The sequence below is a fragment of the Streptomyces sp. S3(2020) genome, from assembly GCF_013044505.1.
Taxonomy (GTDB): domain Bacteria; phylum Actinomycetota; class Actinomycetes; order Streptomycetales; family Streptomycetaceae; genus Streptomyces.
The window spans coordinates 58,556-84,240 of record NZ_JABERD010000006.1 but is presented as its reverse complement, the minus strand read 5'-3'; the positions used below and the strand labels follow the sequence as shown (position 1 = coordinate 84,240).

Sequence of the window (25,685 nt, the reverse complement as noted above, 5' to 3'; positions counted from 1 at the left end):
ATGGCCATGCAACCCTGGTTCACCGACGCCAAGTTGGGAATTTTCGTCCACTGGGGCATCTACGCCGTCGACGGCGTCCAGGAGTCCTGGTCGTTCTACGACGACATCGTCCCGCACGACCGGTACATGTCCCAGCTGGACCGCTTCACCGGCGCCAGGTACGACCCTCGCGCCTGGGCCGACCTGTTCGCCCGCGCCGGTGCGCGCTACGCCGTCCTGACGACCCGTCACCACGACGGAGTGGCCCTGTGGGACACGGAGTTCGGCGACCTCGGCCTCGGCAAGGACTACATCGGCCCTTACGCGGAGGCCCTGCGCGAGAAGGACCTCAAGGTCGGCTTCTACTACTCGCACTCCGACTGGAGCCACCCCGACTACGCCACCACCCGCAAGCCCGGCCGCCCGCCGGAGCAGGAGGACAACCGCTACTCCGAGTGCTCGGCCGAGGACGAGGACCTGGTGGCCTGGGAGAGGTTCATCGCCTACCGGGACGGCCAGATCCGCGAGCTGTCCTCCCGCTACCGGCCCGACCTGATGTGGTTCGACGGCGAGTGGGACCGCAGCGAGGAGCAGTGGCGCATCCCTGAACTCGCCGCGCTCATACGCTCGTACAACCCCGACGTCGTCTTCAACGCCCGCATGCTCAGCGAGGGCGACTACGCCACCCCCGAGCAGGGCGCCCCCATCGAACCGCCCAGCGGTCCCTGGGAGTTGTGCCTCACCATCAACGACTCGTGGGGCTACCAGCACCAGGACCACAACCACAAGTCGCTCACCCAGCTGGTCCGCTACTTCACCGAGACCATCGGCGGGGGCGGCAACCTGCTGCTCGACGTCGGCCCGATGGAGGACGGCACCATCCCGCAGCCGCAGGTGGAGCGCCTCGAAGGGCTGGGGGAGTGGATCGCCAAGCACGCGGAAGCGGTGTACGGGACGGTGCGCGGGCTGCCGGCCGGGCACCACTACGGGCCCAGCACCCTCTCCGCCGACGGCCGGACGCTCTACCTCACCCTGTTCGACGTCCCCCGCGCCGAGATCGGTGTCCGCGGCCTGGCCACCCCGGTCCGCCGGGTCACCGTCCTCGGCACCGGCACCGAGCTCGGCCACCGGGTGGTCGGCGGGCTGCACGACGCCGTGGGCGTGCTGTGGATCGATCCGCCGGCCGGGAGCGACCTCGACCCGCATGCCACGGTGCTCGCGGTGGAGCTGGACGCGGAGCTGGAACTGTATCGGGGGGCGGGCCGGTTCTGATTCCCATCGAGAATTAAGGAAGCGGTAAAGCGCCTGGTCACCGCCTGAATTCGGGCTCCGGTGACCACGGCGCTTCACCTGCGGGACACCATGCGTTTCTCCCCTGCCCCTGGGATGCGGGTGTAAGGCGTGAGAGAGAGGTGTCACTGTGCGAGACCCGCGTTTGTCCGCGATCGGCAAAGGGCTGAGGCGTCGGGGGAGGCTGATGAAGGAGGCGGTGAGCCCGCCCCGCCGGACCCTGGACGCCGTACCGGCGCCCCGACCCGCCGCCGACCCGAAGTACACCGCCCCCCGCGCACCGCGCCTGGTGGACTCCCCGGTGTTCGTGCTGTCGTCCGTGCGCTCGGGCTCCACCCTGCTGCGGGTGCTGCTGAACAGCCACAGCCGGGTCCGCGCCCCGCACGAGATGCATCTGCGGACGCTGCACGTCGAGTTGAGCCGTAGCTTCACCTCCGAGGCCATGAAGGCGCTCGAACTGGACAAGCAGGAGCTGGAACACGTCCTGTGGGACCGGGTGCTGCACCTCGAACTCGCCCGCAGCGGCAAGGAGGTCATCGTCGACAAGACCCCCGCCAACACCCTCATCTGGCCCCGGCTGCACCGATGTTGGCCGAACGCGAGGTACGTCGTCCTGCTGCGCCACCCCGGCGCGGTCATCACATCCCTGACCAACCGCCGTACGGATCCCGACCACGAGGCCATCCGCGCCGAAGTCCTGGACTACGCCGAGAGGCTGGAAGAGGCGCGCCAAGCCCTCGACGCCCATGTGGTCACCTACGAGGAGCTCACCGCGGAGCCGGAGAGGGCGACCCGCGCCCTGTGCGACCACCTCGGTCTGCCCTGGGAGAGCGGCATGCTCGACTACGGCGACCAGGACCACGGCGCCTTCCGCCCGCAGCTCGGCGACTGGTCCAGCACCATCAGGTCGGGACGCGTCCAGCCGGCCCGCGAGGCCGACTCCGCTGTGGAACTGCCCCCACACCTGGCCGAGTTGGCCCAGGCGTGGGGTTACCCGATCACTTGACCCGACCGGTATCGCTTGAGTCGACCGGTATCGATCGGCCCGACCGGTCTCGATCGACTCAGCCGGTGAAGCCGGCCGTGATCGAGGTGAACTGCCAGTTGCTCTGGCTGATGCCGGAGCAGTTGCTGACCACGCCGCCGCCCGGGCACGGCCGGTCACGGTTGACCGACCAGAACGCGAGCCGCGCGATGTGGTGGGAGTTGGCCCAGTCCCGGATCGAGGTCCAGGTGGCCGTCGAGGTGAGCTCCTGCTGGTCGGAGAGCCCGTTCATCCCGGAGATGCCGATGTGGGCGTAGGCCGTGGCGTCGTCCCAGCCGAAGGTCGACCTCAGCTTGGTCTTCAGCCCCTCCGTCGCGTTCACGGTGTTGCCGTACATGTCGGCACCGCCGCCGAAGTCGAACGGCATGATCGTGAACACGTCGATGTTGGCGTTCAGCGCGTTGGCCTGCTCGATGAGCCGGTTGCCCCAGTACGTGGGACCGGTCGTCGACGTCCCGAAGGTCAGGACGGTCCGCAGCCCCGGGTTGTTCGCCTTGACGATCTTCAGGGCGTTCAGGATCCGGTCCTGCACGGTCGCGTTCTCGAATTCGTCCGTGTTCTCGATGTCGACGTCGATCGCCTTGAGCCCGTAGGCGTCGATCACCTTCTGGTAGGCGCCCGCCAGTGCCTCGGCGGTGGAGCAGTTCGGCCCGAGCTTGTTGCCGCTCCAGCCGCCGATCGACGGCACGATGTCCCCGCCGGCGGAACGGATGGAGTTGATGACGGTCTGGTCGTTGCCGCCGGTCAGCGGCCTGCTGCCGTCCCAGGCCGGGTTGCAGCCGCCGGAGGACAGGATGAACGCCATCGTGTACCACTTGATGCCGGTCGAGCTCATCACCGAGGTGGCGCTCGGCGGGTCACCCCAGCCGAGATACAGATAGGGCGCGGCCTGCTTGAACCCCGTACCGCCCCCACCGCCCGCGTCCGTCGTGACGCTCACGGCGTTCGAGGCGGCCGAGGAGTTCCCGGCCGCGTCCCGGGCCCGCACGGTGAACGTGTAGGCCGTGCTCGCGGCGAGCCCGCTGACGGTGGCGCTCGTGCCGGAGACGCTGAGCACCTGGTTGGACCCGCTGTAGATGTCGTACGCCGTGACACCGACGTTGTCCGTCGAGGCGTTCCACGCCAGCGACACACTCGACGAGGTCTTCGCGGTGGAACGCAGACTCGCCGGCGCGGTCGGCGCCTGCGTGTCCGAACTGCCGCCCGGGCCGTCGAGGTTGATGTCGTCGGCGTAGTAGGTGCCCTGCGCGTACCACCCGTGGGTGTAGACGGTGGCGCTCGTCTGCGAGGCACCGGTCGTGAAGGAGACACTGAGTTGGCTGTACGACGACGGCGACGTGGTCCAGGTGGAGGAACCGCCGTCCACGCCGAGGTAGACGTAGCTCCCGCGCACCCAACCGCTCAGTGTGTACGCGGTGTTCGGCCGTACGGCGACGGTCTGGCTGCACTTGGAGATGTCACTCGAACTCACCGCACCGGCCAGGGCCCTGGAGCCGCCGTGCACGGGGGAGGAGACGACCGACCCGAGATTCCCGGTGCAGGACCAGGGGCTCAGGGCCCCCGACTCGAATCCGGGATTGGTCAGGACATTGGCCGCTTGAGCTGTACCGGGAAGGGCGATGGCTCCGGCCAGTGCGAGAGCCGCGGTACCCAGGAGAGCGAGGAGACGTCTGGGACGTCGTAGAAGTGGAGTGCGCACATGATCTCCCTGAAGATATGGGGGTGCTCGGGAGTACAGGGAAGTGCGCAACACAAGTTGGTATGGACCAATCCACCTGTCAAGGGTGAGGGAGGGAATTGGTCCATACCGGTGGGTGGAGACGCTTTTGAGGGGCGCGGGGAACTGCGCGACAAGCCACGACGAACCCGCACCCGGCCAACGACCTAGAGCGGCAGTACCTGACCCGCGGCCGGGACGGAGTCGACGGCGACCGGCTCGGGCGCCGCAGGCACCGGCAGCGGTTCCGACACCTCGGCCCGCTGATGCGGAATGGCCACCGGCCGAAGCTGACGCGGTCCCGACACCACCGTGTAGTCCTGCCCCAGGAACGGCGGAGCCATCTCTCCCGGGTCCTCGCCCAGCGCCAACTGCACAGCGGCCCAAGGCGCGTTGACCCCGCACAGCGACAGCTGGTGCAGCCCGCCCGCGGGCCGCGTGTTGACATCCATCAGCACCGGCGTGTCACCGAACATCCGGAACTGGATGTTGGACAGGTAGTGGAGCCCGAACCCCTCCGCGATCATCCGTGCCGGCTCCAGCCACTGCTCGTGCAGCGTGAACCCGCGACGGCGCCCGTTCTTGGTGCGGCCGACCGCCAGCCGGATCCGGTTGTCGGGACCCGTGAGGCAGTCGACCGACACCTCCGGCTGCTCCAGGCGCGGCATGACCAGCCAGTCCACCTGCTCGTCGGCCTGCGTCAGCGCCTCCACGACCGTGTCCAGCGGGACGTACGGGCTGGGGAAGCCGTTGAGGTGAACGAGTGAGAAGGGGGCGCGCGTGATCACACGGAAGCCCACCCCGCCCGCGCCGGACGCCGGCTTGAAGCAGGCCTTGTGCCCGCCGGCCTCCAACTTCTCGACGGCGACGACGAGTTCCTCGGCGGTCCGCACCCGGTACCACGGCGGCACGGGCACCCCGATGGCCTGTACGGCCTCGTACGCGATCACCTTGTCGTGGAAGACGGCCACGGCCTCCGGCGGCGGCGCGAGGAGTGCCGTACCGGCCGCCTCGAAGTCCGCTCGGTGCGCCACGATCGCCGACTGGTGCAGCCGGGGCACGAAGACGTCGATGCCGCGCCGGGTGCACTGGTCGAGCGCGTACTCGACGTACGCGGCCGGGGACAGACCCTCCGGCTCCAGCTCGGCCGTGTCGGCGGCGGCCAGTACGGGGGAGTCCGCGTCGCCGTGCGTCGCATGGATCTCGACGGCCCGATCACTGGGATTTCGGCGCAGCTGATCCATGAAGAACACGTTCTCCGCGTACGTGCGGTTGAGCCAGACGCGTACGCGAGAGATCATGCAGGCCGCCTTTCGGGGTTTTCGGGCACGGCGAAGCAGGCCGAGCCCGGCCAGGGTGTGAGGAGGGTCACCAAACCGCCCTGCGCGAAGGGAAGTTCATGGCGGTGGTGTTGGGGCGATCATACGGCTTCCGGAGGGTCCCGCGTGCAACGCGCGTGTTACGGATTATTCGATCTTGAACGATGCCTCTTCGCGCCGTGCCGGGCCGCTTGTCCAAGCGCCGTGAATGTGCTCTCGTGGTCCCATTCGTGAGCTCGGAGGGGCGAGAGGTGACGTCGAGGGCCGGTGGTTCCGCACAGCTGCTGGCCATCAGTGACCTGCATGTCGGCTACCCGGAGAACCGCGCCCTCGTCGAGGAGATGCGCCCCGGGACGGACGAGGACTGGCTCCTCGTGGCCGGTGACGTCGCCGAGACCGTCTCCGCGATCCGCCGGACCCTCCAGACACTCGCCGGCCGCTTCCGCAAGGTCGTCTGGGTCCCCGGCAACCACGAGCTGTGGACCCACCCCGACGACGAGGTCACCCTGCGCGGCGTCGAGCGCTACGAACACCTCGTCGCGCTCTGCCGCGAACTCGGCGTCGTCACCCCCGAGGACCCCTATCCCGTCTGGGAGGGCCCCGGCGGTCCGGTCGCCGTCGCCCCGCTCTTCCTGCTGTACGACTACTCCTTCCTGCCCGCCGGCTGCACGACCAAGGAGCAGGGGCTGGAGTACGCGTACGGCACCGGCATCGTCTGCAACGACGAGCACCTGCTGCACCCCGACCCCTACCCGAGCCGCGAGGCCTGGTGCCGGGCCCGGGTCGAGGAGACCGCCCGCAGACTCGCCGAGCTGCCCGAGGACCTGCCCACCGTGCTCGTCAACCACTACCCCCTGGACCGGCACCCGACCGAGGTGCTCTGGTACCCCGAGTTCGCCATGTGGTGCGGCACGCGGCTCACCGCCGACTGGCACCGCAGGTTCCGCGTCCAGACCATGGTCTACGGTCATCTGCACATCCCGCGGACCACCTGGCACGACGGTGTCCGCTTCGAAGAGGTGTCGGTCGGATACCCCCGGGAGTGGCGCGAGCGCCCCGACCCGCCGGGCCGACTGCGCCGCATCCTGCCCAAGGAGGTCGGGCCCCGTGATCGAGGAGCTGCTGCCGGACACGGTGGTGGCCGTGGAGACGTACGGTGACGACGGGATCGCGCCGCTGTACCCCGAGGAAGCGGCCGTCGTGGCGCGGGCGGCGGACAAACGCCGACGCGAGTTCGCCGCGGTGCGTTCCTGCGCCCGTCGCGCCATGGAGAAGCTGGGCGTCCCGCCCCAGCCCGTCCTGCCCGGCGCCAGCGGCGCCCCGCAGTGGCCCGCCGGCCTGGCCGGCAGCATGACCCACTGCGACGGCTACCGCGCCGCCGCCCTCGTACGCGCCGCCGACCTGGCCTCCCTCGGGATCGACGCCGAACCCCACGAGCCGCTCCCCGACGGAGTCCTCGCCTACACCTCCCTGCCCACCGAGGCGGACCGGCTGCGCCGGCTGGGCGAGGAACGGCCCGACGTCCACTGGGACCGGCTGCTGTTCAGCGCCAAGGAGTCGGTCTACAAGGCGTGGTTCCCGCTCACCGGGAAGTGGCTCGACTTCACCGAGGCCGACATCGAGCTCTCCGTCCACCCCGGCGACCGGCTCGCCGGCAGCCTCAGCGCCGAACTCCTCGTACCCGGGCCGACGGTGGGCGGCCGGCGCCTCGACCGCTTCGAGGGGCGCTGGACCGTGAGGCGCGGGCTGGTCGCGACCGCCGTCGTGGTGCCGCACACCTGAGCTCGGGCCTCAGGGACGCGGGAGCCAGCTCCGCAGCAGCCGGAAGAACTCCTCCTCGTTGCCCACGAGGCCCGCGTCCGCCAGGGCCTGCTCCGCCTCCGCGAGCACGGCGGGCGGCACGACGGGTGGTCGCCGTGCGTCCGGCGGACCGTCGAAGGCTGCGCGCACGGTGTGCAGAAGCCGCAGGTAGGCCTGGACGGCGGTGCGCTCGCGGTCGGTGAGTACGGCGGTCTGCATCGGTCGGCTCTCCCCAAGTCGGCTCATCGGTCGCGCACCCGTACAAGGGGTGCGACTCCAGCTTGCCGCCCACCACTGACAATGAGGCCCGGCCACTCCCCGGTTCGCCCGCTTAGCGGAGGCGAAACCTCGGCGAAATCACCGGTGGGAATGGAGTTCTACGCTGGAGGGAAGGGCTTTCGGCCGCTGCCCGGCGGCCAGGGAACGGGGAGGCACGTGCGTGGTCGACGTCCCGCACCGCCGCCCGGCGCGCACCGTACGGCTGCGCTCCGTGGGCGACGGTGAACTCGAGTTGCAGTACCGGGTCGTGCACGGCCATCGCCGGGCCTTCCGGATGGCCGGCGAGGGGCCCGCGCTGGTCCTCATCCACGGCATCGGGGACTCCTCCGCCACCTGGGCCGAACTCATCCCCGACCTCGCCCGCACCCACACCGTGATCGCCCCCGACCTGCTCGGCCACGGCGCCTCGGACAAACCGCGCGCCGACTACTCGGTGGCCGCGTACGCCAACGGGGTGCGCGATCTGCTGACCACCCTCGGCGTCGAGACGGCGACGCTCGTCGGGCACTCGCTGGGCGGTGGCGTGGCCATGCAGTTCGCCTACCAGTTCCCCGAGCGCACCGAGCGCCTCATCCTGGTCAGCGCGGGCGGCGTGGGGCGTGAGGTGAATCCCGTGCTGCGGATGGTGTCGCTGCCCGGCGCCGACCTGATGCTGTCCTCGTTGCGACTGCCGGGGATGCGGTGGCAAGTGGGGCTCGCCGTAAGGCTGATGAAGCTGCTCGACACCGACCTCGGGCAGGACGCCCCCGACCTGCTGAACCTCGTGGACGCGCTGCCGGACGAGACCTCACGCAACGCCTTCATCCGCACGCTGCGCGCGGTGGTCGACTGGCGGGGGCAGGTGGTGACGATGCTCGACCGGTGCTATCTGACCGAGGGCATGCCGACGATGCTGCTGTGGGGCGACCGGGACAGCGTGGTGCCGGTGCGGCACGCGTTCGGGGCGCACGAGGCGATGCCGGGGAGCCGGCTGGAGATCTTCGAGGGGGCGGGACACTTTCCGTTCCACACCGATCCCGGGCGGTTCGTCTCCCTGGTCGAGGAGTTCACCGCGACCACGGCGCCGGCGGACTGGAGCCGTGAGCACTGGCGCGAGCTGCTGTGCGAGGGCCGGCCCGGCATCCCGCTGAGCCGTGCCACCGAACGCGACCTGCGCGAGGCGAGCGAACGCAGCGCGACCTGACCGGTGCCGCCGCCGGTCAGCTCTTGGGGCCGAGGTAGCCCAGCGAGGCCTCGATACGGCCCGCGAGGCGGTCGAGCTGGACGGGCCGCGCCGACGAACCGTCCAGCCAGGCACGGCACTTGCTGGCGAGCAGCAGGCCGAAGCGCTCGGCCTCCTTCTCGTCGGCCTGGTCGAACCGGCTGCGGGCGGCGACCTTCAGAACGGTGGCCCGCAGGTCCGCGTCGTCGCTGAGCATGCGGGCCGCGACCGCGGCGCCCTCGACATGGTGACTGCAGTGCCCGGCCTTCATGTGCCACAGCTCGTGGCCGAGGATGACCAACTGGTGCCCGGGAGCGGTGCGTTCCTCCACGACGACGAGATCCTGGTCGGCCATGTCGAGCCACAGCCCGCTCGCGGTGTCGGGCGGGAACGCGGCCGTACGGAAGTGGACCGGCCGACCGCGGCGCCGGCTCATCGCCTCGCAGAGTTCGGTGTACAGGTCCGCCGGGCGCGCCGGTGCGGGGAGGGTCAGTTCCGCCACCAGCTCGCCGCACAGGCGGCGCATTTCCCTACCGATGCCCACAGTTATCCCCCGGCTCACGACTCGGGCCGTTTGACGCTCTCCAGGAGCATGTCCAGCCATTCGGCGACCTTGTCGCGGTGCTGGTCGGTGGGCAGCTGCGCGGCCCGCCAGGCGATCCCGCGGACGCCGTGGTCCTGGAGCAGCCGCTCCAGCGGATCGCCGGCCGCGGCCGACGCCTCCTTCTCGCGGTCGGCCAGCTTCTGGAGCAGCTCCTGCTCCGTGCGCTGCAGGGCCCCGGCGAGCGCCTCGGGGTCCTCGGCCGTGAGGAATCCGGCGTGCACCCGGAAGAAGCGCTGGATGGCGTCGCAGTGCTCCATGGTGGGCCGCCGGTCGCCGTTGATGAGGGCGCCCGCCTGCTGCCGGGACATGAAGGCGCCGTCGGCGATCTCCTGCTGGGTGTACTTGCGGCCGTTGGGCTTGAGCCGGGTGCGCCGCAGCAGGCCCAGGCGCTGGAGGAAGCGGGCCTGTACGTCGGGCTCGCCCGCGGGGCGGCCGCCCAGCAGGGACTTGACCACGGGCTCGGGGACGCCGGAGGCCACCGAGAGGCGGCCGATGTGCAGGACCTCCGCGTGCGGCACGCCGAGCCGGTCGGCGAGCGCGGTGACCCGGGCGACGACGCCCGGCAGCGCAGCCGTCACCGCGGTGGCCGGACTCGCGAAGCCATCCGTCACCGACAGATCTCCTACGTCTCTCACTGGCTTCTCACAGGGCGATCATCACATGCAGTTGCCGTGAACTCCCGGGAGAGTAGCCCCTCGTTCGAACTTACATCCAGGTCTCGCCACAACTGTGGCCAATTTCAGCCGTCAACAGGCACGAAATGCCACGATAGTTGACACGACTCGCGCTCGGGCAGCAGGATCGGGGCGCCGCGTGAAGGCCGCATAGGCAAGAGGGGTGACCTCCCGATGGCACAACAGGCAGGAAGGCAGCGGCCGGAGCCGCGGCCCGTCCCCGACAGTCTTGAGGCCCGGGCGTATCTGCAGGACTACACCACCCTCCTGGATGCCGTCCCCTTTCCCTCGGTCGTCCTCGACCACCGGTGGGACGTCGTGCTGTCGAACACCGCTTTCGAGACACTTTTCGGTGAGGTGGGCCCGCATCCCACCGCCATGCCCGACGACAACTTCCTCAGGTTCGTGCTGTTCCACCCGGACGCGGGCACGGTCCTCGGTGAGCACGAGTCCAGCTGGTGTCTGCCGGCGCTCGCCCACTTCGCGGCCGCCGTGGAGCGCAACGGCCATGACCAGGGGCTTCAGTCGATCCGCCGGGACATCGCCCAGGACCCCATCATGGAGGCCGCCTACCGGCACGGTCTGCCGCACTGGATCCGCGCGGTCGGCGAGCGGGCCTTCGCCCACGACGGCGCGGTCCGTCCGGTCCTGCACCCCGATCCGCGCTGGGGCGCCACCGACTGCCGGGTCGTCGACGAGACGCCCACCACCCTCCAGGAGCTGGGCTACACCCGGCTGACCCTGGTCCTGCGCGAGACGCGCCGGCCGTCGGCGAGGCCCCGGGGCGCACGCCGCTCCGCGGCCCATCTGAGGGTGGTTTCCGCCGCGGAGTGAGCACGTCCGCACGGAGAGCCTCCGGGATGTGCCCGGCGATGTTCGACCGGACCCCGCCCCGGGTCACCGGGCGGCGGTCACCAGCACCAGGGGCACCCCGTCGCACGGCGCCAGCCGCAGCCCGTCCGCGTGGCCCGGACGGCCCGACGCGAGAGCCCGCGCGAAGTCCGGTCCCTTGCTGAGCGAACCGACCAGGTGCCGGGGGTCGGTCGAGGCCGCGACCCGGCCGCGCGCGTTCACCAGCCGCGCCGGTCCGGGCAGCCGGCGCAGCATCGGCATCACGGCCGCCTCGAAGTGCCGCAGATACACGTCCGCGGCGGCCACCCCGGCGAACCGCCCCTCGACCCGCACCGGCGCGGACAGGGTGAGGCTGTACTCGTCGGAACAGAGGTAGTCGACGTACGGACCGGCCACCGCGCGTTCCCCGGTGTCGCGGGGGAGGGCGAACCAGTCCCAGTGCGTGTAGTCGGCGTACGCCGAGTGCTCGGGATCGAGGTCCAGGAGCAGCGGCCGTACGTCCCCGTCGCGCCCCGACTGCCACCACTCCAGCCATGCCGGTACGTCGCCCAGCAGACCCGGTGCGGCGACGAAGCCGACCCCGGAGACCAACTCCTCGCGGGCGAGCCGCAGATGGAGGCCGGGGCGGAGCGCGGCGAGGTCCACGGTCGCGGGGCGGCGGCCCTCGGCGGCCACCCGTTCCAGCAGGGCCGTCGTGTCGGTACGGGTCGCGGCCACGGCTTCGAACACCGCCTCCAGGGCCTCGCGGACCCGGGCCGTGACCGACTCCTCCGGCGCCCTGTCGAGCGTTGCCGTCGCGAGGCTCATGGATGCCCTCCTGCGGACGGGGGATCGGGCGGCCGGTGCGGCTACAGCGTCAGACGCAGGGCGATCAGCCGCGACGTCGACTCCCGGACGCACCGCTCGGCGAGTTCCCTGGCCGATTCGTGGGCCCCATCCTGCACGGCCGAGATTACGAATCGGAGTCGCTCGGACACCTCTTCACGATATTCGTCGTCCCCGAGCACAAGACACAGCAGCGCACCGACCTCCGTCTGCAGCGTCACCTGCTCCCGGGTCAGCCGAGCCGACTGCGCGGCCGCGGCCAGCTCCACATGGAAGCGGCCGTACACCCGGCTGCGCGCCGCCACGTCCTCGGCCCGCGTCAACTCCTCGGCCGTACGCCGCAGTTGTACGAGGTCGTCGGGCTCCGTGCGCTCGGCGGCGAGCCGGGCCGCGGTACCGGACAGGGCCGCCCAGTGGTCGCCCAGGTCGCGCAGCTCCTCGGTGCTCCAGCCGCGCAGCCGGACCTTGAGCCGGTCCTCGCCGGGGAGTTCGGGAAGGGAGACGAAGGAACCGCCGCCGCGGCCCCGGCGGGTGGTGACCAGACCCTGCTGGCGCAGCGCCATCAGCGCCTCCCGCAAGGTCACGGTGGACACTCCGAGCTGACCCGCCAGCTCGCTCTCGCCCGGCAGCTGCTCCCCGTCGGCGAGCAGCCCGAGCTCGATGGCGTCGCCGATCCGGCGCACGACCGTGTCCACGCGCGCACGGTTGTCGACCGGGGCGAAGACGGCTCTGCGGGCGCCGCCGTTCATGTGCTGCTGCTTCACGGGCACCACCTTGCGCATTGACTCAAGCTTTACCCTAAGGGGGCCTTGAGCTTTGAACTATGACTTCATATGTTTCCGGTCAACAGTTCAACGCGAGAGAGCACCAGAAAGGTTCCCGCCCATGGAGGGAATGGCGATCCGGCTCCAGGGCCTGCGGAAGTCGTTCGGCGAGACGACGGCCGTGGCCGGGGTCGACCTGGAGATCCGGGACGGGGAGTTCTTCTCGATGCTCGGCCCCTCCGGCTCCGGCAAGACCACGGTCCTGCGCATGATCGCCGGTTTCGAGGCCCCCACCGGAGGCCGCGTCGAACTCGCCGGGCAGGACGTCACCGGCCTCGCGCCCTTCGAACGGGACGTCCACACCGTCTTCCAGGACTACGCCCTGTTCCCGCACATGACCGTGGAGCAGAACGTCGCCTACCCGCTGAAGGTCCGCAAGGTGCCCAGGGCGGAACGGCTGGTACGAGCCCGCAAGGCCCTCACCGAGGTCCGTCTCGAAGGGTTCGGCAAGCGGCGCCCCGGCCAGCTGTCCGGCGGCCAGCGGCAGCGCGTCGCCCTCGCCCGCGCCCTCGTCGGCCGCCCCGGCGTCCTGCTCCTCGACGAACCGCTCGGCGCCCTCGACCTCAAGCTGCGCGAGCAGATGCAGGTCGAACTCAAGGCGCTCCAGCGCGAGGTCGGCATCACCTTCGTCCTCGTCACCCATGACCAGGAGGAGGCCCTGACGATGAGCGACCGCATCGCCGTCTTCCACCAGGGCCGTATCGAACAGGTCGGCACCCCGGCCGAGATCTACGAACGCCCCGCGACCCCCTTCGTGGCGTCCTTCGTGGGCGCCTCCAACCTCCTCGAAGGCGAGTCGGCCCACCGGATCGTCGGCACCCCGGGCACCTTCAGCATCCGCCCGGAGAAGATCCGGGTCCTGAAGGAGTCCGCCGAGTCCGCCGAGCCGGAGCACTCCACCGCCGTCGGCACGGTCGCCGAGGTCGTCTACCTGGGCGACGCGACCCGCTTCCTCGTCGACCTCGACAGCGGCGGCCGGCTCACCGTGCTCCAGCAGAACCTGGAGACCTCCTCCGAGGACGTCGCCGCCTACCGCGGCACCCGGGTGCGATTGCAATGGCACCGGCGCCATGCCGTCGCCGTGCCCGTCCCCGACTGACCGACCCCGCTCGTCCCCCTCACCCACGGAGTATGTCGTGCGCGTCACCCTCAAGGCGGCCGCGGCCGCCGCACTGCTCCTCGCCGTCACCGCCTGCGGATCCTCCGACGACGGTGGCGGCGGCTCCTCGGCCACCGGCCTCAACCCCCCTGATCTGAAGGCGCAGTCGAAGCTCGGCAAGACCGAGGGCGAGGTCAATCTCATCGCCTGGGCCGGCTATGTCGAGGACGGCTCCAACGACCCCGAGGTCGACTGGGTCAGCGACTTCGAGAAGCAGACCGGCTGCCAGGTCAACGCCAAGACCGCGGCCAGCTCCGACGAGATGGTCAAGCTGATGAAGACCGGCCAGTACGACGCGGTCTCCGCCTCCGGCGACGCCTCCCTGCGCCTCATCGCCTCCGGAGACGCGGCACCGGTCAACACCGACCTCGTCCCCAACTACCAGGACATCTTCAGCGGACTGAAGGACGGCGACTGGAACTCCGTCGACGGCCAGATGTACGGCATCCCGCACGGCCGCGGCGCCAACCTGCTGATGTACAACACCGAGAAGGTCACCCCCGCGCCGACCTCCTGGTCCGCCGTCTTCGACGACGCGTCCACGTACAAGGGCCATGTCACCGCGTACGACTCGCCCATCTACATCGCCGACGCGGCCCTGTACCTCAAGGCGACCAAGCCCGACCTCGGCATCAAGGACCCCTACGCCCTGGACCAGAAGCAGTTCGACGCCGCCGTGGAGCTGCTGAAGCAGCAGAACGCCAACATCGGCGAGTACTGGAGCGACTACCTCAAGGAGATCTCCGCCTTCAAGAGCGGGGACTCCGTCGTCGGCACCACCTGGCAGGTCATCGCCAACCTCACCGCCGACGAGGGCGCCAAGATCAAGGCGTTCGTGCCGAAGGAGGGTTCCACCGGCTGGTCCGACACCTGGATGATCTCCGCCAAGGCCGAGCACCCCAACTGCGCCTACAAATGGCTCGACTGGATCGTCTCCCCCCAGGCCAACGCCCAGGTCGCCGAGTACTTCGGCGAGGCGCCCGCCAACTCCAAGGCCTGCGCCCTGACCAGCGACAAGAACTTCTGCGCGACCTACCACGCCACCGACGAGAGCTACTGGAAGAACATCGCCTTCTGGAACACCCCCATCGAGCAGTGCCTCGACGGCCGCACCGACGTCACCTGCGTGCCGTACGCCAAGTGGGTCCAGGCCTGGACCGAGATCAAGGGCTGAGGCGTTGACCGTACTCAACCGGACCGCGGGGGCGCTGCACCGGCGCCCCCGCCTCCGCCTGACCCTCCTGCTGACGGCCCCGCTGCTGTGGCTGGCCGTGCTCTATCTCGGCTCGCTGAGCGTGCTGTTCGTCTCCGCGTTCTGGACGACGGACTCCTTCACGTCCGAGGTCGTGAAGGTCTGGTCGACGGACAACTTCCACGCCCTGTTCACGACCCCGGTGTTCCGGCAGGTGATCCTGCGGAGCATCGGCGTGGCCCTGGCCGTCACCGCTCTGTGCGCGGTGATCGCCTTCCCGCTCGCCTTCTACACCGCACGGGTGGCCAAGCCCCGGTGGCGCCCCCTGCTCGTGGTCGCCATCCTCACCCCGCTGTGGGCGAGTTACCTGGTCAAGGTGTACGCCTGGCGGCTGATCCTCTCCGAGGGCGGGCTCGCCGACTGGACGCTGAAGCCGTTCGGGCTCAGCGGCCCGGGGTACGGACTGACCGCGGCCGTGCTCACACTGACGTACCTCTGGCTGCCGTACATGATCCTGCCGATCCACACGGCACTGGAGCAGCTGCCCGCCAACCTGCTCGACGCGTCGGCGGACCTGGGGGCGACGGGCCGGCGGACCTTCCGGTCGGTGGTGCTGCCGATGGTGCTGCCGTCGGTGGCGGCCGGGTCCGTGTTCACGTTCTCGCTGAGTCTGGGTGACTACATCACCGTGCAGATCGTCGGCGGCAAGACCCAGCTGATCGGCAACCTCGTCTACTCCAACATCGAACTCAACCTGCCGATGGCCGCCGCGCTGGGCACGGTGCCGGTGGTCGTCATCGTGCTGTACCTGCTGGCGATGCGCCGTACCGGTGCCCTGAGCAGCCTGTAGAGAGGAGCCCTCGTGCAACTGTCCCGCTCCGCGCGCATCGCCCTGCGCGTCGCCGCCGCGTTCGGCTTCGTCGTGATCTACGTCCCGCTCGTCCTCGTCCTCCTCAACTCCTTCAACCCGGACCGGAGCGCGAGCTGGCCTCCGCCGGGGTTCACCGCGCACTGGTGGTCGGTCGCGTGGGAGAACGAGGGCGCGCGCGAGGCGCTGTGGGTCTCGGTCAAGGCGGGCCTCGGCGCCACTGCCACAGCACTGGTGCTGGGCACACTCATCGCCTTCGCCGTCGCCCGGCACCGCTTCTTCGGCCGCGACGCCATCTCCTTCGTGGTCGTCCTGCCGATCGCGCTGCCCGGCATCGTCACCGGCATCGCGCTCAACTCGGCCTTCAGCACGGTACTCGAGCCGCTCGGCGTCGGCCTGGGGCTGTTCACCGTGGTCGTCGGGCACGCCACCTTCTGCATCGTCGTCGTCTTCAACAACGTCGTCGCACGGCTGCGACGCACCTCCGGCTCGTACGAGGAGGCGGCGATGGACCTCGGTGCCCACACCTTCCGCGCCTTCGTGGACATCACCTTCCCGCTGGTGCGCTCGGCGCTGCTCGCGGGCGGCCTGCTCGCCTTCGCGCTCTCCTTCGACGAGATCGTGGTGACCACGTTCACCGCCGGACCGGGTGTCGAGACCCTGCCGATCTGGATCTTCAACAACATGACACGGCCTCAACAGGCGCCGGTGGTCAACGTGGTGGCGGCGGTGCTCGTCCTGCTCTCCGTCATCCCGATCTACGTCGCTCAGCGGCTGTCGTCCGACACGGCGACCGGGAGCCGGGTCTGACGCGGGGCATCCCCAACGAGAGAGGTATGTGACATAGTACTGTCGTGAGCGAGCGACTGACCTGCGATGTCGTGGTCGTCGGAGCCGGAATGGTGGGCGCGGCCTGCGCCCTGTACGCGGCCCGGGCGGGCCTCGACGTGATCCTCGTGGACCGTGGTCCCGTGGCCGGCGGCACGACCGGAGCCGGTGAGGGCAACCTCCTCGTCTCCGACAAGGAACCCGGCCCGGAACTCGACCTGGCCCTGCTGTCGGGGCGCCTGTGGGCGGACCTGGCCGAGGAGTGGGGGGAGTCCGTCGAGTACGAGGCCAAGGGCGGTGTGGTCGTCGCCTCGGCACCGGAGGGACTCGCCGCGCTCGAACGGTTCGCCGACGGACAGCGCCTCGCCGGGGTCGTCGCCGAGACCGTCACCGGAGACGGACTGTACGACCTCGAACCCCGTCTCGCCCCCGGTCTGCCCGGCGGGGTGCTGTATCCACAGGACTGCCAGGTCATGCCCGCGCTGGCCGCCGCCCACCTCGTCCGCGCCTCGGGCGCACGGCTGTTCACCGGCCGGACCGTCACGGACGTGACACTCACCCCGGACGGCGCGGTGCGCGGCGTCCGCACGGACCGGGGCGACATCCACGCCCCGGCGGTCGTCAACGCGGCCGGCACCTGGGGCGCCGAACTGGCCCGGCTCGCCGGAACCCGCCTCCCCGTCCTCCCGCGGCGCGGCTTCGTCCTGGTCACCGAACCCCTCCCGCGCATGATCCGGCACAAGGTGTACGCCGCCGACTACGTGGCCGACGTGGCCAGCGACTCGGCCGCGCTACAGACCTCGCCGGTCGTGGAAGGGACCGCCGCGGGGCCGGTGTTGATCGGCGCGAGCCGTGAACGCGTCGGCTTCGACCGGTCGTTCTCCCTGCCGGTCCTGCGCGCCCTGGCGGCGGGCGCGACCCGGCTGTTCCCGTTCCTCACCGACGTCCGGGCGATGCGCGCCTACCTCGGATTCCGCCCGTACCTGCCCGACCACCTCCCCGCGATCGGCCCCGATCCGCGCGTCCCCGGACTGCACCACGCCTGCGGGCACGAGGGCGCGGGCATCGGACTGGCCACCGGTACCGGGCACTTGATCGCGCAGGCGCTCACCGGGAAGGCACCCGAGCTGGACCTGACGCCCTTCCGTCCCGACCGCTTTCCCGCCGAGGCGCCAGACTGCTCTCCCGCCGAGGAGCCCGATCGCGCTTCGACCGAGGAGGAGACCGCGTGAAGTCCCCGCTCGAACTGGCCGACGCCCGGCCCGGCCCGCCCTTCACGGTCACCCTCGACGGCCGCGAGATCCCGGCGCTGCCCGGCCAGACCGTCGCCGCCGCGCTCTGGGCCGCCGGTGTCACCTCCTGGCGCAGCACCCGCGGCGAGGGCCGACCACGAGGCGTCTTCTGCGGCATCGGTGTCTGCTTCGACTGCCTGGTGACGGTCAACGACCGCCCCAACCAACGGGCTTGCCTGGTGCCCCTGCACCCGGGCGACGCGATCCGTACCCAGGAAGGGACGGGGCATGGTGAATGACCGACCGCACCTGGCGGTGATCGGCGCGGGACCCGCCGGGCTCGCCGCCACGATCGCCGCCGCCGCACGGGGAGTCCGGGTCACCCTGATCGACTCCGCCCCGGAGGCCGGCGGACAGTTCTACCGCCGCCCGGCGCCGGGACTCGGAGCCCGCCGCCCCCAGGCCCTGCACCACCAGTGGCCCACCTGGGAGCGACTCCGCGACGGCCTGCGCACCCACGTACGGGCAGGCACCGCACGCCATTTGACGGACCATCATGTCTGGGTCGTGGAGCGGCTCCCCGCCGGGTTCACCGTGCACGCCCTCCTCGGTCCCGAACAGGAGGAACCCGTCGCGGTCCGCGCCGACGCCGTGCTCCTCGCCACCGGCGGCTACGAGAAGGTCCTGCCCTTCCCCGGCTGGACCCTCCCCGGTGTCGTCACGGCGGGCGGCGCCCAGGCCATGCTCAAAGGCGGCCTCGCCGTCCCCGGACGCACCGCCGTCGTCGCCGGCACCGGCCCGCTGCTGCTCCCCGTCGCGACCGGCCTCGCCGCGGCCGGTGTGAAGGTGGCCGCGCTGGTCGAGTCCGCCGACCCGAAGAGCTTCGTACGCCGGGCCGGCACCCTTGCGGTCCAGCCCGGCAAGGTCGCCGAAGGCGCCCGGTACGCGGCCCACCTTCTCCGGCACCGGGTGCGCACCCTGGTCCGCCACACCGTCGTCGAGGCGCACGGCACCGAACGGCTGGAGGCGGTCACGGCGGCGGCTCTCGACGGCGACGGGCGGGTCAGGCCCGGCACCGAGCGCCGTATCGCCTGCGACACCCTCGCCGTGGGCCACGGCATGCTGCCGCACACCGACCTCGCACAGACGCTGGGCTGCCGTCTCGACGGGATGGACGTGCACGTCGACGACGAGCAGCGCACCGACGTCCCCGGCGTCTGGGCCGCGGGCGAGACCACCGGCATCGGCGGCTCCGCCCTCTCCCTCGCCGAGGGACACATCGCGGGCCGATCGGCCGCGGCGCGGCTGCACGGCACCGCGCCCGACGCACGCGAGTGGGCCGCCGCCGCGAGGACCCGTACCCGGCTGCGCGCGTTCTTCGCCGCGCTCGACACCCTCTACGCACCGCCCGCCCACTGGACCGAGCAGGTCACCGACGACACCGTCGTCTGCCGCTGCGAGGAGGTCACCGCGGGCGCGATCCGGGAGGCCGTCGACGAGTTCGGCGCCGGGGACGAACGGACCGTGAAGCTGCTGACACGGGCCGGGATGGGCTGGTGCCAGGGGCGGGTGTGCGGACCCGCGGTCGCGGGACTGGCCGGCTGCGAACCCACACCGGGCAGACGGCCCTTCGCCCGTCCGGTACCCCTCGGTGTACTGGCCCGGGCCGGAGAGACCGAGGAACAGTGAAATGTCACACCTCACAGGTCACATCTCATAGGGAGTACACATGCCCACCGTTGATCACCGCCCCTGGCACGGCGTCCTCGTCGCCACAGCGCTGCCGCTCGACGACGACCTGTCCGTCGACCATGCCCGGTACGCCGACCACTGCGCCTGGCTCGTCGAGAACGGCTGCGACGGCGTCGTACCGAACGGCTCCCTCGGCGAGTACCAGGTCCTCACCCCCGAGGAGCGCGCCAAGGTCGTGGAGACCGCCGTCGCCGCGATCGGCGGCGAGCGCGTGATGCCGGGCGTCGCCGCCTACGGCTCCGCCGAGGCCCGGCGCTGGGCCGAGCAGGCGCGCGACGCGGGCTGCGCGTCCGTGATGCTGCTGCCGCCGAACGCCTACCGCGCCGACGAACGTTCGGTACTCGCGCACTACGCGGCGGTCGCCGAGGCCGGAGTGCCGGTCGTCGCCTACAACAACCCCATCGACACGAAGGTCGACCTCGTCCCGGAACTGCTCGCCAAGCTGCATGCCGAGGGATTCGTCCACGCGGTCAAGGAGTTCTCCGGCGATGTCCGCCGCGCCTATCAGCTGGCCGAACTCGCCCCGGAACTCGACCTGTTGATCGGCGCCGACGACGTCCTGCTGGAACTCGCGGTCGCGGGCGCCAAGGGCTGGGTGGCCGGTTACCCGAACGCGCTGCCGCGCGCGAGCGTCGACCTCTACCGGGCGGCCGTCGGAGGCGACCTCGGCACCGCGAAGAAGCTCTACGAGCAGCTGCACCCGCTGCTGCGCTGGGACTCCAAGGTCGAGTTCGTGCAGGCCATCAAGTTGTCCATGGACATCGTCGGCCGGCACGGGGGAGGCTGCCGCCCACCGCGGCAGCCTTTGCTCGCGGAGCAGTCGGCCGCGGTCCGCACCGCTACCGAGAAGGCCGTCGCCGCCGGACTGGCGTAACCGCGAAGGAGGCTGGATCCATGCGCAGCAAACTCGTCCTGCACGCCGTCGACTCGCACACCGAGGGCATGCCCACCCGGGTGATCACCGGCGGCATCGGCACGATCCCCGGCGCGACCATGAACGAGCGGCGGCTGTACTTCCGTGAGCACCGCGACGACATCAAGCAGCTCCTGATGAACGAACCCCGCGGCCACGCGGCGATGAGCGGCGCCGTCCTCCAGCCGCCCACCCGCCCGGACTGCGACTGGGGCGTCATCTACATCGAGGTCTCCGGCTATCTGCCGATGTGCGGACACGGCACCATCGGAGTGGCCACCGTGCTGGTGGAGACCGGCATGGTCGAGGTCGTCGAGCCCGTCACCACGATCCGGCTCGACACCCCGGCCGGCCTCGTCGTCGCCGAGGTCGAGGTGGAGGACGGTGCCGCGAGGGCGGTCACCCTCAAGAACGTGCCGTCCTTCGCCGTGGGCCTCGACCGCAAGATCACACTGCCCGACGGGCGCACGGTGACATATGACCTGGCATACGGCGGCAACTTCTACGCCATCCTGCCGCTGGAGGAGTTCGGGCTGCCCTTCGACCGCTCCCGCAAGGACGACATCCTCCAGGCGGGACTCTCCCTCATGGAGGCGATCAACGCCGAGGCGGAGCCCGTCCACCCGGAGGACCCCTCCATCCACGGCTGTCACCACGTCCACCTGTACGCCCCCGGCGCCACCGCCCGGCTCTCCCGGCACGCGATGGCGATCCACCCCGGCTGGTTCGACCGCTCGCCCTGCGGCACCGGCACCAGCGCGCGCATGGCCCAGCTCCACGCGCGCGGCGAACTCCCCCTGAACACCGAGTTCGTGAACGAGTCCTTCATCGGGACCCGGTTCACCGGCCGCCTCCTCGGCACCACCGAGGTCGCCGGCCTCCCCGCCGTCCTGCCCAGCTTCACCGGCCGGGCCTGGATCACGGGCACCGCCCAGTACCTGCTCGACCCGACCGACCCCTTCCCGGCGGGGTTCGTCCTCTAGACGTTCCCCAGGCAGCCCCAGGCAGTCCCCGGCCGCCCTCCGCGTCCAGGCGGCTTCCCGGAGGCCGATAATGGCGATGCCGCGTGACATTGCACCACTAGGAGACCGCCCTCATGGCTGCCCAGCGCACCAGCGCCCCCACCCCTGCCACCGCCCCGGCGCTGCCCGTCCTGGGCGGCCGGAGGAGCAGCTACCGGGAACGGGTCGCCGACGCCCTGCGGGCCGCCCTGATCGCCGGTGAGCTGCTCCCCGGCGAGGTCTACTCGGCACCCACGCTCGCCGCCCGCTTCGGCGTCTCGGCCACCCCGGTGCGCGAGGCCATGCTGGATCTGGCCAAGGAGGGACTGGTCGACACCGTTCCCAACAAGGGCTTCCGCGTCACCGCGGTCTCCGAGAAGCAACTCGACGAGTACACCCACATCCGTGCCCTCGTGGAGATCCCGACCGTGGTGGAGCTGGCCGGCACCGCCGACCCGGTCTCCCTGGAGGCGCTGCGCCCGGCCGCCCGGGAGATCGTCCAGGCCGCCGCCCGCGGTGACCTCGTCGGCTACGTCGAGGCCGACACCCGCTTCCACCTCGGCCTGCTCGCCCTCGCCGGCAACACCCACCTCGTCGAGGTCGTCGGCGACCTGCGCAAGCGCTCCCGCCTCTACGGGCTCACCGCCCTGCTGGAGGCGGGCCGGCTGCTGGCCTCCGCCGAGGAGCACCTGGAGATCCTGGACGCCCTCGTCGCCCGCGACGAGCACGCCGTCCGCACGGTCATGACCCGCCACCTCGGGCATGTCCGCGGCCTCTGGGCCGCCAAGTGACGCCGGTCTCCCGCCCGGCCGCACCCCTCAGCGAGGTGGCGGCGTGTCCGACTTCGTGAGCGCGTCCTGCGGGACCCCGCGCTTCGCCGCCTGGATCTGCTCGTACACATGGGTCCGCAGCTCGGCGAAGCGCGGGGCCACCCGGGTGTGCAACTGGTCGCGCTCGTCCGGGAGATCGACCTTCAGCTGCTCCTGTACGACGGTGGGGGAGGCGGACAGCACGATCACCCGCTCGCCCAGGTACACCGCTTCGTCGATGTCGTGGGTGACGAACAGGATGGTGATGCCGCGCTCCCGCCACAACCGCCGTACCAGGTCCTCCAGATCGGCGCGGGTCTGGGCGTCCACGGCCGCGAACGGCTCGTCCATCAGCAGCACTTCGGGCTCGTACGCCAGCGCGCGGGCGATCGCCACCCGCTGCTGCATCCCGCCGGACAGCTGCCAGGGGTAGGCCCCGGCGGCGTCCGCGAGCCCCACCGACGCCAGCGCGTCGGCGACCAGCTCCCGGCGTCGCGCCTTGCTCAAGTTCTTCTGCTTCAGTGGGAGTTCGACGTTCTCGCCGACCCGCTTCCACGGGAAGAGGCTGCGCCCGTACTCCTGGAACACGAACGCCATCCCGGGCGGCGGGCCGTTCACCTTCCGGCCCGCCAGCAGGACTTCGCCGCCGGTCGGGGCGAGGAGGCCGCCCATGCACTTCAGCAGCGTCGTCTTGCCGCAGCCCGACGGGCCGACCAGGCAGACGAGTTCGCCCGCCTCGACGGTGAAGGTGAGGTCGCGCACCGCCTCCACGCGGCGCCCTGACCCCTCGTAGACCTTGGTCAGGCCGGATACGACAAGTGCGTGCATGGACCGCCCTTTCGTGAGCGTCACGGGGACCGCCGGGTCGAGGCCCGCAGACCGTGGTACCAGCCGAGGACCCGCCGCTCGACCAGCTGGAAGACGACGGAGAGCACGAAGCCGAGCAGACCGAGGACGAGGATCCCGGTCCACATCTCGGGGACCGCGAAACTGCGCTGGAACTGCACGACGGTGAAGCCGAGGCCGTCGCTGGCCGCGAACATCTCGCTGATGACCATGAGGATGATGCCGATCGACAGGGCCTGCCGCAGCCCCGCGAAGATCTGCGGACTCGCCGACCGCAGCACCACGTCCTTGAGGCGGGCGATGCCCGTGATGCCGTACGAGCGGGCCGTCTCCGCCATCACGGAGTCCACCGCGCGCACGCCCTCGACCGTGTTGAGCAGGATCGGCCAGACACAGCCGCTGGCGATCACGACGATCTTCATCGTGTCGTCGATGCCTGCGAACAGCATGATGACCGGGACGAGGACCGGCGGGGGCACCGCCCGCAGGAACTCCAGGACCGGCTCGCACACCGCCCGCACCCGCCGGTAGGAGCCGATGACCAGGCCGACGGCGACACCCACGACGGCGGCCACGGCGTACCCGGCCGAGAGCCGGAGCACGCTGGGCAGCACGTCGTCCTCGAACCGCCGGCCCGTCCAGACGTCCGGGAAGGTCGTCAGGATGGTCCGCAGCGGCGGCCAGAACACGTCGGTACTGCCGTCGGACGCGAACCACCAGATCGTGAACAGCAGCGCGGGCAGCGCGAGTACGAAGCACAGCCGCAGCAGAGCGCTCCTCACACTGTCCCTCACACCGCCACCTCCCCGCGCACCGACTGATGCCATGCCAGGGCCCGCCGCTCCACGGTACGCGCGCCCACGTTGATGAGCAGCCCCAGGACACCGGTGACCACGATCAGCGCGTACATCTCCGGCACCGCCTGGGAGTTCTGCGCGACCGCGATACGGGCGCCCAACCCCGGGGCGCCGATGACGAGTTCGGCGGTGATGGCGAGGATCAGCGCGACGGCGGCGGCCAGCCGGACGCCGGTCATGACGTACGGCAGCGCGGTCGGCCACAGCACGTGCCGGACCCGTGCCCAGGGGCCGAGACCGTAGGAGCGCGCCGTCTCCTCGGCGACCGGGTCGACGTCCTGGACGCCGTACAGGACCTGGATCAGCACCTGCCAGAACGAGGCGTAGACGACGAGCAACAGCACCGAGCGCAGTTCGGTGCCGTACAACAGCACCGCGAGGGGGATCAGGGCGACCGAGGGGATCGGGCGCAGGAACTCGATCGTGGAGGCGGTGGCCTCGCGCAGATACGGCACCACCGCGATGGCGACGCCGATGACGATGCCCGCCGTCGAGGCGATGAGCAGGCCCAGCGCCCAGCCGGTGAGGGTGTCGCCGAGCGCCGTCCAGAAGGTGTCGTCGGAGAGCTCGGTGCCCAGGGCGTCGGCGATGCGGCTGGTCGGTGGGAAGTAGGCCTCTTTGACGAGGCCGAGCCGCGGCACCGCCTCGCCCAGGGCGAGGAAGGCCGCGAGCCCGGCGGCGCCGAGTGCGAAGTTGAGTCCTTTCACGGCAGCAGCTTGTCCAGGTCGGGTGCCGTCTTGAAGAGGCCGTCCGACTGGCCGAGCTTCTCCAGCGCGTCCAGGGAGGCGCGATTCGGTTCGGCCGGCCATGCGGGCAGGGTGACCTTCGCCAGCACGGCCGCGGGGATCTTCGTGTAGGTGGTGACGATCTGGCGGGCCTCGTCCGGGTGGGCGTCCGCGTAGGCGAGCGACTCGGCGATGGCGGTCTGGAACTTCTTCACGACGGCCGCGTTCTGCTGCTCGTACGACGTCGAGGTGAAGTACATGGCCACGGTGAGTTCGGGCGCCACGTCCACGAGCGGTGAGGCGATCTCCTTGGCGCCCTGGCTCTTCACGGTCGCGAGCGCCGGTTCGACCACCATGGCCGCGTCGATCTGCCCGCTGTCGAGGGCGGCCGGCATCTGGTCGAAGGCGAGCTCGACGAACTTCACCTTGTCCGGGTCGCCGCCCGCCTTGCGCACCGACTCGCGCACCGCGGTCTCGTTGATGTTCTTCAGGGTGTTGATGGCGACCTTCTTGCCCTCCAGCTGGTCGGCCGACTTGATCGAGCTGTCGCCCTTCACGGTGAGGGCCCCGAAGTCCTTGCCCTGTACGCCCGTTGAGGCGATGCCGTTGGAAACGACCTTCACGGGCACGTTGTTGGACTGGGCGATCATCAGTGAGGTCGAGTTGGAGAAGCCGAACTGGTACTGGCCGCTGGCGACGGCGGGCACGATCGCCGCGCCGCCCTGGGCGAGCGAGACCTCCAGCTCCAGACCCTGCTTCTTGAAGAAGCCCTTCTCCTGCCCCAGATAGAGCGGGGCGACATCGACGATGGGGATGACGCCGACCTTGACCTTGGTGGTGCCGCCGGACGACGACTCCTTGTCCGACCCCGTACTGTCCCCGGACGAGCCACAGGCCGACACGGTGACCAGGAATGCTCCGGCCGCGAGAGCGGCGAGCAGACGACGCATGGCTCCTCCTGCGCAGACTTCGTTGTTCCGACAGGTTGTGCGCATAGCGCACAGTGGTGCACAGCGCGAAAGGTAGAGTCTTTGCTCGCCGCGGTCAATGCCTTTGGCTAACAATATTGTTGACAGTTATCGAACCGTGCGTCT

Annotated in this window: 27 protein-coding genes; 16 read left to right on the top strand and 11 right to left on the bottom strand. The window is 70.7% G+C overall.

Features of this window, described 5'->3' with window-relative positions; translation table 11 throughout:
* Together HLK59_RS04015 and HLK59_RS04010 are read left to right on the top strand one after the other, a co-directional pair.
* Entirely contained in the window at positions 1 to 1,251 is a 1,251-nt protein-coding gene (locus HLK59_RS04015) for an alpha-L-fucosidase (RefSeq protein ID WP_171139793.1), read from the top strand.
* Positions 1,252 to 1,456: 205 nt separating this feature from the next.
* Positions 1,457 to 2,275: a sulfotransferase gene (locus HLK59_RS04010; protein ID WP_171139792.1), complete on the top strand. Its 819-nt coding sequence runs from the start codon at positions 1,457 to 1,459 to the stop codon at positions 2,273 to 2,275.
* Positions 2,276 to 2,333: 58 nt separating this feature from the next.
* Here HLK59_RS04010 and HLK59_RS04005 read toward each other — a convergent pair whose 3' ends face one another.
* On the bottom strand, positions 2,334 to 4,013 hold the full coding sequence (locus HLK59_RS04005) for a carbohydrate binding domain-containing protein (RefSeq protein WP_171139791.1): 1,680 nt from the start codon (positions 4,011 to 4,013) through the stop codon (positions 2,334 to 2,336).
* A gap of 185 nt (positions 4,014 to 4,198) precedes the next feature.
* Positions 4,199 to 5,332: an ATP-grasp domain-containing protein gene (locus HLK59_RS04000; RefSeq protein WP_171139790.1), complete on the bottom strand. Its 1,134-nt coding sequence runs from the start codon at positions 5,330 to 5,332 to the stop codon at positions 4,199 to 4,201.
* 269 nt (positions 5,333 to 5,601) lie between these two features.
* Here HLK59_RS04000 and HLK59_RS03995 point away from each other — a divergent pair, with 269 nt between their 5' ends.
* Together HLK59_RS03995 and HLK59_RS03990 are read left to right on the top strand one after the other, a co-directional pair.
* Complete coding sequence (locus HLK59_RS03995; RefSeq protein ID WP_171139789.1) at positions 5,602 to 6,510, top strand: metallophosphoesterase; 909 nt, start codon at positions 5,602 to 5,604, stop codon at positions 6,508 to 6,510.
* Positions 6,458 to 7,132 (top strand): 4'-phosphopantetheinyl transferase superfamily protein, encoded by a 675-nt coding sequence (locus tag HLK59_RS03990; RefSeq protein WP_171139788.1) that lies wholly within the window; start codon positions 6,458 to 6,460, stop codon positions 7,130 to 7,132. Before HLK59_RS03995 ends, HLK59_RS03990 begins: the two co-directional genes overlap by 53 nt.
* A 9-nt stretch (positions 7,133 to 7,141) precedes the next feature.
* Here the strand turns inward: HLK59_RS03990 and HLK59_RS03985 are convergent, their stop codons facing one another.
* A complete protein-coding gene (locus HLK59_RS03985) occupies positions 7,142 to 7,369 on the bottom strand; it encodes a hypothetical protein (RefSeq protein ID WP_171139787.1) in 228 nt (75 codons plus the stop codon).
* Positions 7,370 to 7,589: 220 nt separating this feature from the next.
* On the opposite strand from HLK59_RS03985, the gene HLK59_RS03980 reads away from it, so the two are divergent.
* Positions 7,590 to 8,612 (top strand): alpha/beta fold hydrolase, encoded by a 1,023-nt coding sequence (locus HLK59_RS03980; protein WP_171139786.1) that lies wholly within the window; start codon positions 7,590 to 7,592, stop codon positions 8,610 to 8,612.
* Positions 8,613 to 8,628: 16 nt separating this feature from the next.
* Here the strand turns inward: HLK59_RS03980 and HLK59_RS03975 are convergent, their stop codons facing one another.
* Both HLK59_RS03975 and HLK59_RS03970 read right to left on the bottom strand, forming a co-directional pair.
* A complete protein-coding gene (locus HLK59_RS03975; RefSeq protein ID WP_171139785.1) occupies positions 8,629 to 9,156 on the bottom strand; it encodes a toxin-antitoxin system, toxin component in 528 nt (175 codons plus the stop codon).
* A 32-nt stretch (positions 9,157 to 9,188) separates the two neighbouring features.
* Positions 9,189 to 9,845: a helix-turn-helix transcriptional regulator gene (locus HLK59_RS03970; RefSeq protein WP_171139784.1), complete on the bottom strand. Its 657-nt coding sequence runs from the start codon at positions 9,843 to 9,845 to the stop codon at positions 9,189 to 9,191.
* A 237-nt stretch (positions 9,846 to 10,082) separates the two neighbouring features.
* Here HLK59_RS03970 and HLK59_RS03965 point away from each other — a divergent pair, with 237 nt between their 5' ends.
* Positions 10,083 to 10,742, top strand: a complete 660-nt coding sequence (locus HLK59_RS03965) for a hypothetical protein (protein ID WP_171139783.1) — start codon at positions 10,083 to 10,085, stop codon at positions 10,740 to 10,742.
* Positions 10,743 to 10,805: 63 nt separating this feature from the next.
* Here the strand turns inward: HLK59_RS03965 and HLK59_RS03960 are convergent, their stop codons facing one another.
* Positions 10,806 to 11,567 (bottom strand): hypothetical protein, encoded by a 762-nt coding sequence (locus tag HLK59_RS03960; RefSeq protein ID WP_171139782.1) that lies wholly within the window; start codon positions 11,565 to 11,567, stop codon positions 10,806 to 10,808.
* Between the two features lie 41 nt (positions 11,568 to 11,608).
* On the bottom strand, positions 11,609 to 12,367 hold the full coding sequence (locus HLK59_RS03955; RefSeq protein ID WP_171139781.1) for a GntR family transcriptional regulator: 759 nt from the start codon (positions 12,365 to 12,367) through the stop codon (positions 11,609 to 11,611).
* A gap of 103 nt (positions 12,368 to 12,470) precedes the next feature.
* On the opposite strand from HLK59_RS03955, the gene HLK59_RS03950 reads away from it, so the two are divergent.
* The 10 genes from HLK59_RS03950 to HLK59_RS03905 all read left to right on the top strand — a co-directional run bounded on the left by HLK59_RS03950 (position 12,471) and on the right by HLK59_RS03905 (position 22,145).
* Positions 12,471 to 13,508, top strand: coding sequence for an ABC transporter ATP-binding protein (locus tag HLK59_RS03950; RefSeq protein WP_171139780.1), 1,038 nt, complete (start codon positions 12,471 to 12,473; stop codon positions 13,506 to 13,508).
* Between the two features lie 37 nt (positions 13,509 to 13,545).
* Positions 13,546 to 14,742 (top strand): ABC transporter substrate-binding protein, encoded by a 1,197-nt coding sequence (locus HLK59_RS03945; RefSeq protein ID WP_171139779.1) that lies wholly within the window; start codon positions 13,546 to 13,548, stop codon positions 14,740 to 14,742.
* Between the two features lie 4 nt (positions 14,743 to 14,746).
* Positions 14,747 to 15,610 carry an ABC transporter permease gene (locus HLK59_RS03940; RefSeq protein WP_171139778.1) on the top strand — a complete coding sequence of 288 codons (864 nt, stop codon included), beginning with the start codon at positions 14,747 to 14,749 and terminating at the stop codon, positions 15,608 to 15,610.
* Between the two features lie 12 nt (positions 15,611 to 15,622).
* On the top strand, positions 15,623 to 16,438 hold the full coding sequence (locus tag HLK59_RS03935) for an ABC transporter permease (RefSeq protein WP_171139777.1): 816 nt from the start codon (positions 15,623 to 15,625) through the stop codon (positions 16,436 to 16,438).
* 44 nt (positions 16,439 to 16,482) lie between these two features.
* Positions 16,483 to 17,688, top strand: coding sequence for an FAD-binding oxidoreductase (locus tag HLK59_RS03930; protein WP_171139776.1), 1,206 nt, complete (start codon positions 16,483 to 16,485; stop codon positions 17,686 to 17,688).
* Complete coding sequence (locus HLK59_RS03925; RefSeq protein WP_171139775.1) at positions 17,685 to 17,987, top strand: (2Fe-2S)-binding protein; 303 nt, start codon at positions 17,685 to 17,687, stop codon at positions 17,985 to 17,987. The genes HLK59_RS03930 and HLK59_RS03925 overlap by 4 nt, the downstream gene beginning before the upstream one ends.
* Positions 17,977 to 19,377, top strand: a complete 1,401-nt coding sequence (locus HLK59_RS03920) for an NAD(P)/FAD-dependent oxidoreductase (RefSeq protein WP_171139774.1) — start codon at positions 17,977 to 17,979, stop codon at positions 19,375 to 19,377. The genes HLK59_RS03925 and HLK59_RS03920 overlap by 11 nt, the downstream gene beginning before the upstream one ends.
* 40 nt (positions 19,378 to 19,417) lie before the next feature.
* Positions 19,418 to 20,314 (top strand): dihydrodipicolinate synthase family protein, encoded by an 897-nt coding sequence (locus HLK59_RS03915; RefSeq protein WP_171139773.1) that lies wholly within the window; start codon positions 19,418 to 19,420, stop codon positions 20,312 to 20,314.
* Positions 20,315 to 20,334: 20 nt separating this feature from the next.
* Positions 20,335 to 21,336, top strand: coding sequence for a proline racemase family protein (locus tag HLK59_RS03910; RefSeq protein ID WP_171139772.1), 1,002 nt, complete (start codon positions 20,335 to 20,337; stop codon positions 21,334 to 21,336).
* Positions 21,337 to 21,449: 113 nt separating this feature from the next.
* Positions 21,450 to 22,145 carry a GntR family transcriptional regulator gene (locus HLK59_RS03905; RefSeq protein WP_171139771.1) on the top strand — a complete coding sequence of 232 codons (696 nt, stop codon included), beginning with the start codon at positions 21,450 to 21,452 and terminating at the stop codon, positions 22,143 to 22,145.
* A gap of 27 nt (positions 22,146 to 22,172) precedes the next feature.
* Here HLK59_RS03905 and HLK59_RS03900 read toward each other — a convergent pair whose 3' ends face one another.
* Genes HLK59_RS03900 through HLK59_RS03885 form a run of 4 tightly spaced genes read right to left on the bottom strand, consistent with a single transcriptional unit; the run spans position 22,173 to position 25,541 of the window.
* On the bottom strand, positions 22,173 to 22,991 hold the full coding sequence (locus HLK59_RS03900) for an ABC transporter ATP-binding protein (protein WP_171139770.1): 819 nt from the start codon (positions 22,989 to 22,991) through the stop codon (positions 22,173 to 22,175).
* 20 nt (positions 22,992 to 23,011) lie between these two features.
* On the bottom strand, positions 23,012 to 23,791 hold the full coding sequence (locus HLK59_RS03895) for an ABC transporter permease subunit (RefSeq protein WP_171139817.1): 780 nt from the start codon (positions 23,789 to 23,791) through the stop codon (positions 23,012 to 23,014).
* Between the two features lie 8 nt (positions 23,792 to 23,799).
* A complete protein-coding gene (locus HLK59_RS03890; RefSeq protein ID WP_171139769.1) occupies positions 23,800 to 24,573 on the bottom strand; it encodes an ABC transporter permease in 774 nt (257 codons plus the stop codon).
* On the bottom strand, positions 24,570 to 25,541 hold the full coding sequence (locus HLK59_RS03885; protein WP_171139768.1) for an ABC transporter substrate-binding protein: 972 nt from the start codon (positions 25,539 to 25,541) through the stop codon (positions 24,570 to 24,572). The genes HLK59_RS03890 and HLK59_RS03885 overlap by 4 nt, the downstream gene beginning before the upstream one ends.
* Between the last annotated feature and the right edge of the window lie 144 nt (positions 25,542 to 25,685).

Coding starts and splice junctions, on each gene's coding strand:
- HLK59_RS04000 (WP_171139790.1), bottom strand. CDS start 5,332: ATGATCTCTCGCGTACGCGTCTGGCTCAACCGCACGTACGCGGAGAAC.
- HLK59_RS03900 (WP_171139770.1), bottom strand. CDS start 22,991: ATGCACGCACTTGTCGTATCCGGCCTGACCAAGGTCTACGAGGGGTCA.
- HLK59_RS04010 (WP_171139792.1), top strand. CDS start 1,457: ATGAAGGAGGCGGTGAGCCCGCCCCGCCGGACCCTGGACGCCGTACCG.
- HLK59_RS03950 (WP_171139780.1), top strand. CDS start 12,471: ATGGAGGGAATGGCGATCCGGCTCCAGGGCCTGCGGAAGTCGTTCGGC.
- HLK59_RS04015 (WP_171139793.1), top strand. CDS start 1: ATGGCCATGCAACCCTGGTTCACCGACGCCAAGTTGGGAATTTTCGTC.
- HLK59_RS03905 (WP_171139771.1), top strand. CDS start 21,450: ATGGCTGCCCAGCGCACCAGCGCCCCCACCCCTGCCACCGCCCCGGCG.
- HLK59_RS03985 (WP_171139787.1), bottom strand. CDS start 7,369: ATGCAGACCGCCGTACTCACCGACCGCGAGCGCACCGCCGTCCAGGCC.
- HLK59_RS03960 (WP_171139782.1), bottom strand. CDS start 11,567: ATGAGCCTCGCGACGGCAACGCTCGACAGGGCGCCGGAGGAGTCGGTC.
- HLK59_RS03910 (WP_171139772.1), top strand. CDS start 20,335: ATGCGCAGCAAACTCGTCCTGCACGCCGTCGACTCGCACACCGAGGGC.
- HLK59_RS03975 (WP_171139785.1), bottom strand. CDS start 9,156: ATGCGCCGCCTGTGCGGCGAGCTGGTGGCGGAACTGACCCTCCCCGCA.
- HLK59_RS03920 (WP_171139774.1), top strand. CDS start 17,977: ATGGTGAATGACCGACCGCACCTGGCGGTGATCGGCGCGGGACCCGCC.
- HLK59_RS03915 (WP_171139773.1), top strand. CDS start 19,418: ATGCCCACCGTTGATCACCGCCCCTGGCACGGCGTCCTCGTCGCCACA.
- HLK59_RS03885 (WP_171139768.1), bottom strand. CDS start 25,541: ATGCGTCGTCTGCTCGCCGCTCTCGCGGCCGGAGCATTCCTGGTCACC.
- HLK59_RS03955 (WP_171139781.1), bottom strand. CDS start 12,367: ATGCGCAAGGTGGTGCCCGTGAAGCAGCAGCACATGAACGGCGGCGCC.
- HLK59_RS03965 (WP_171139783.1), top strand. CDS start 10,083: ATGGCACAACAGGCAGGAAGGCAGCGGCCGGAGCCGCGGCCCGTCCCC.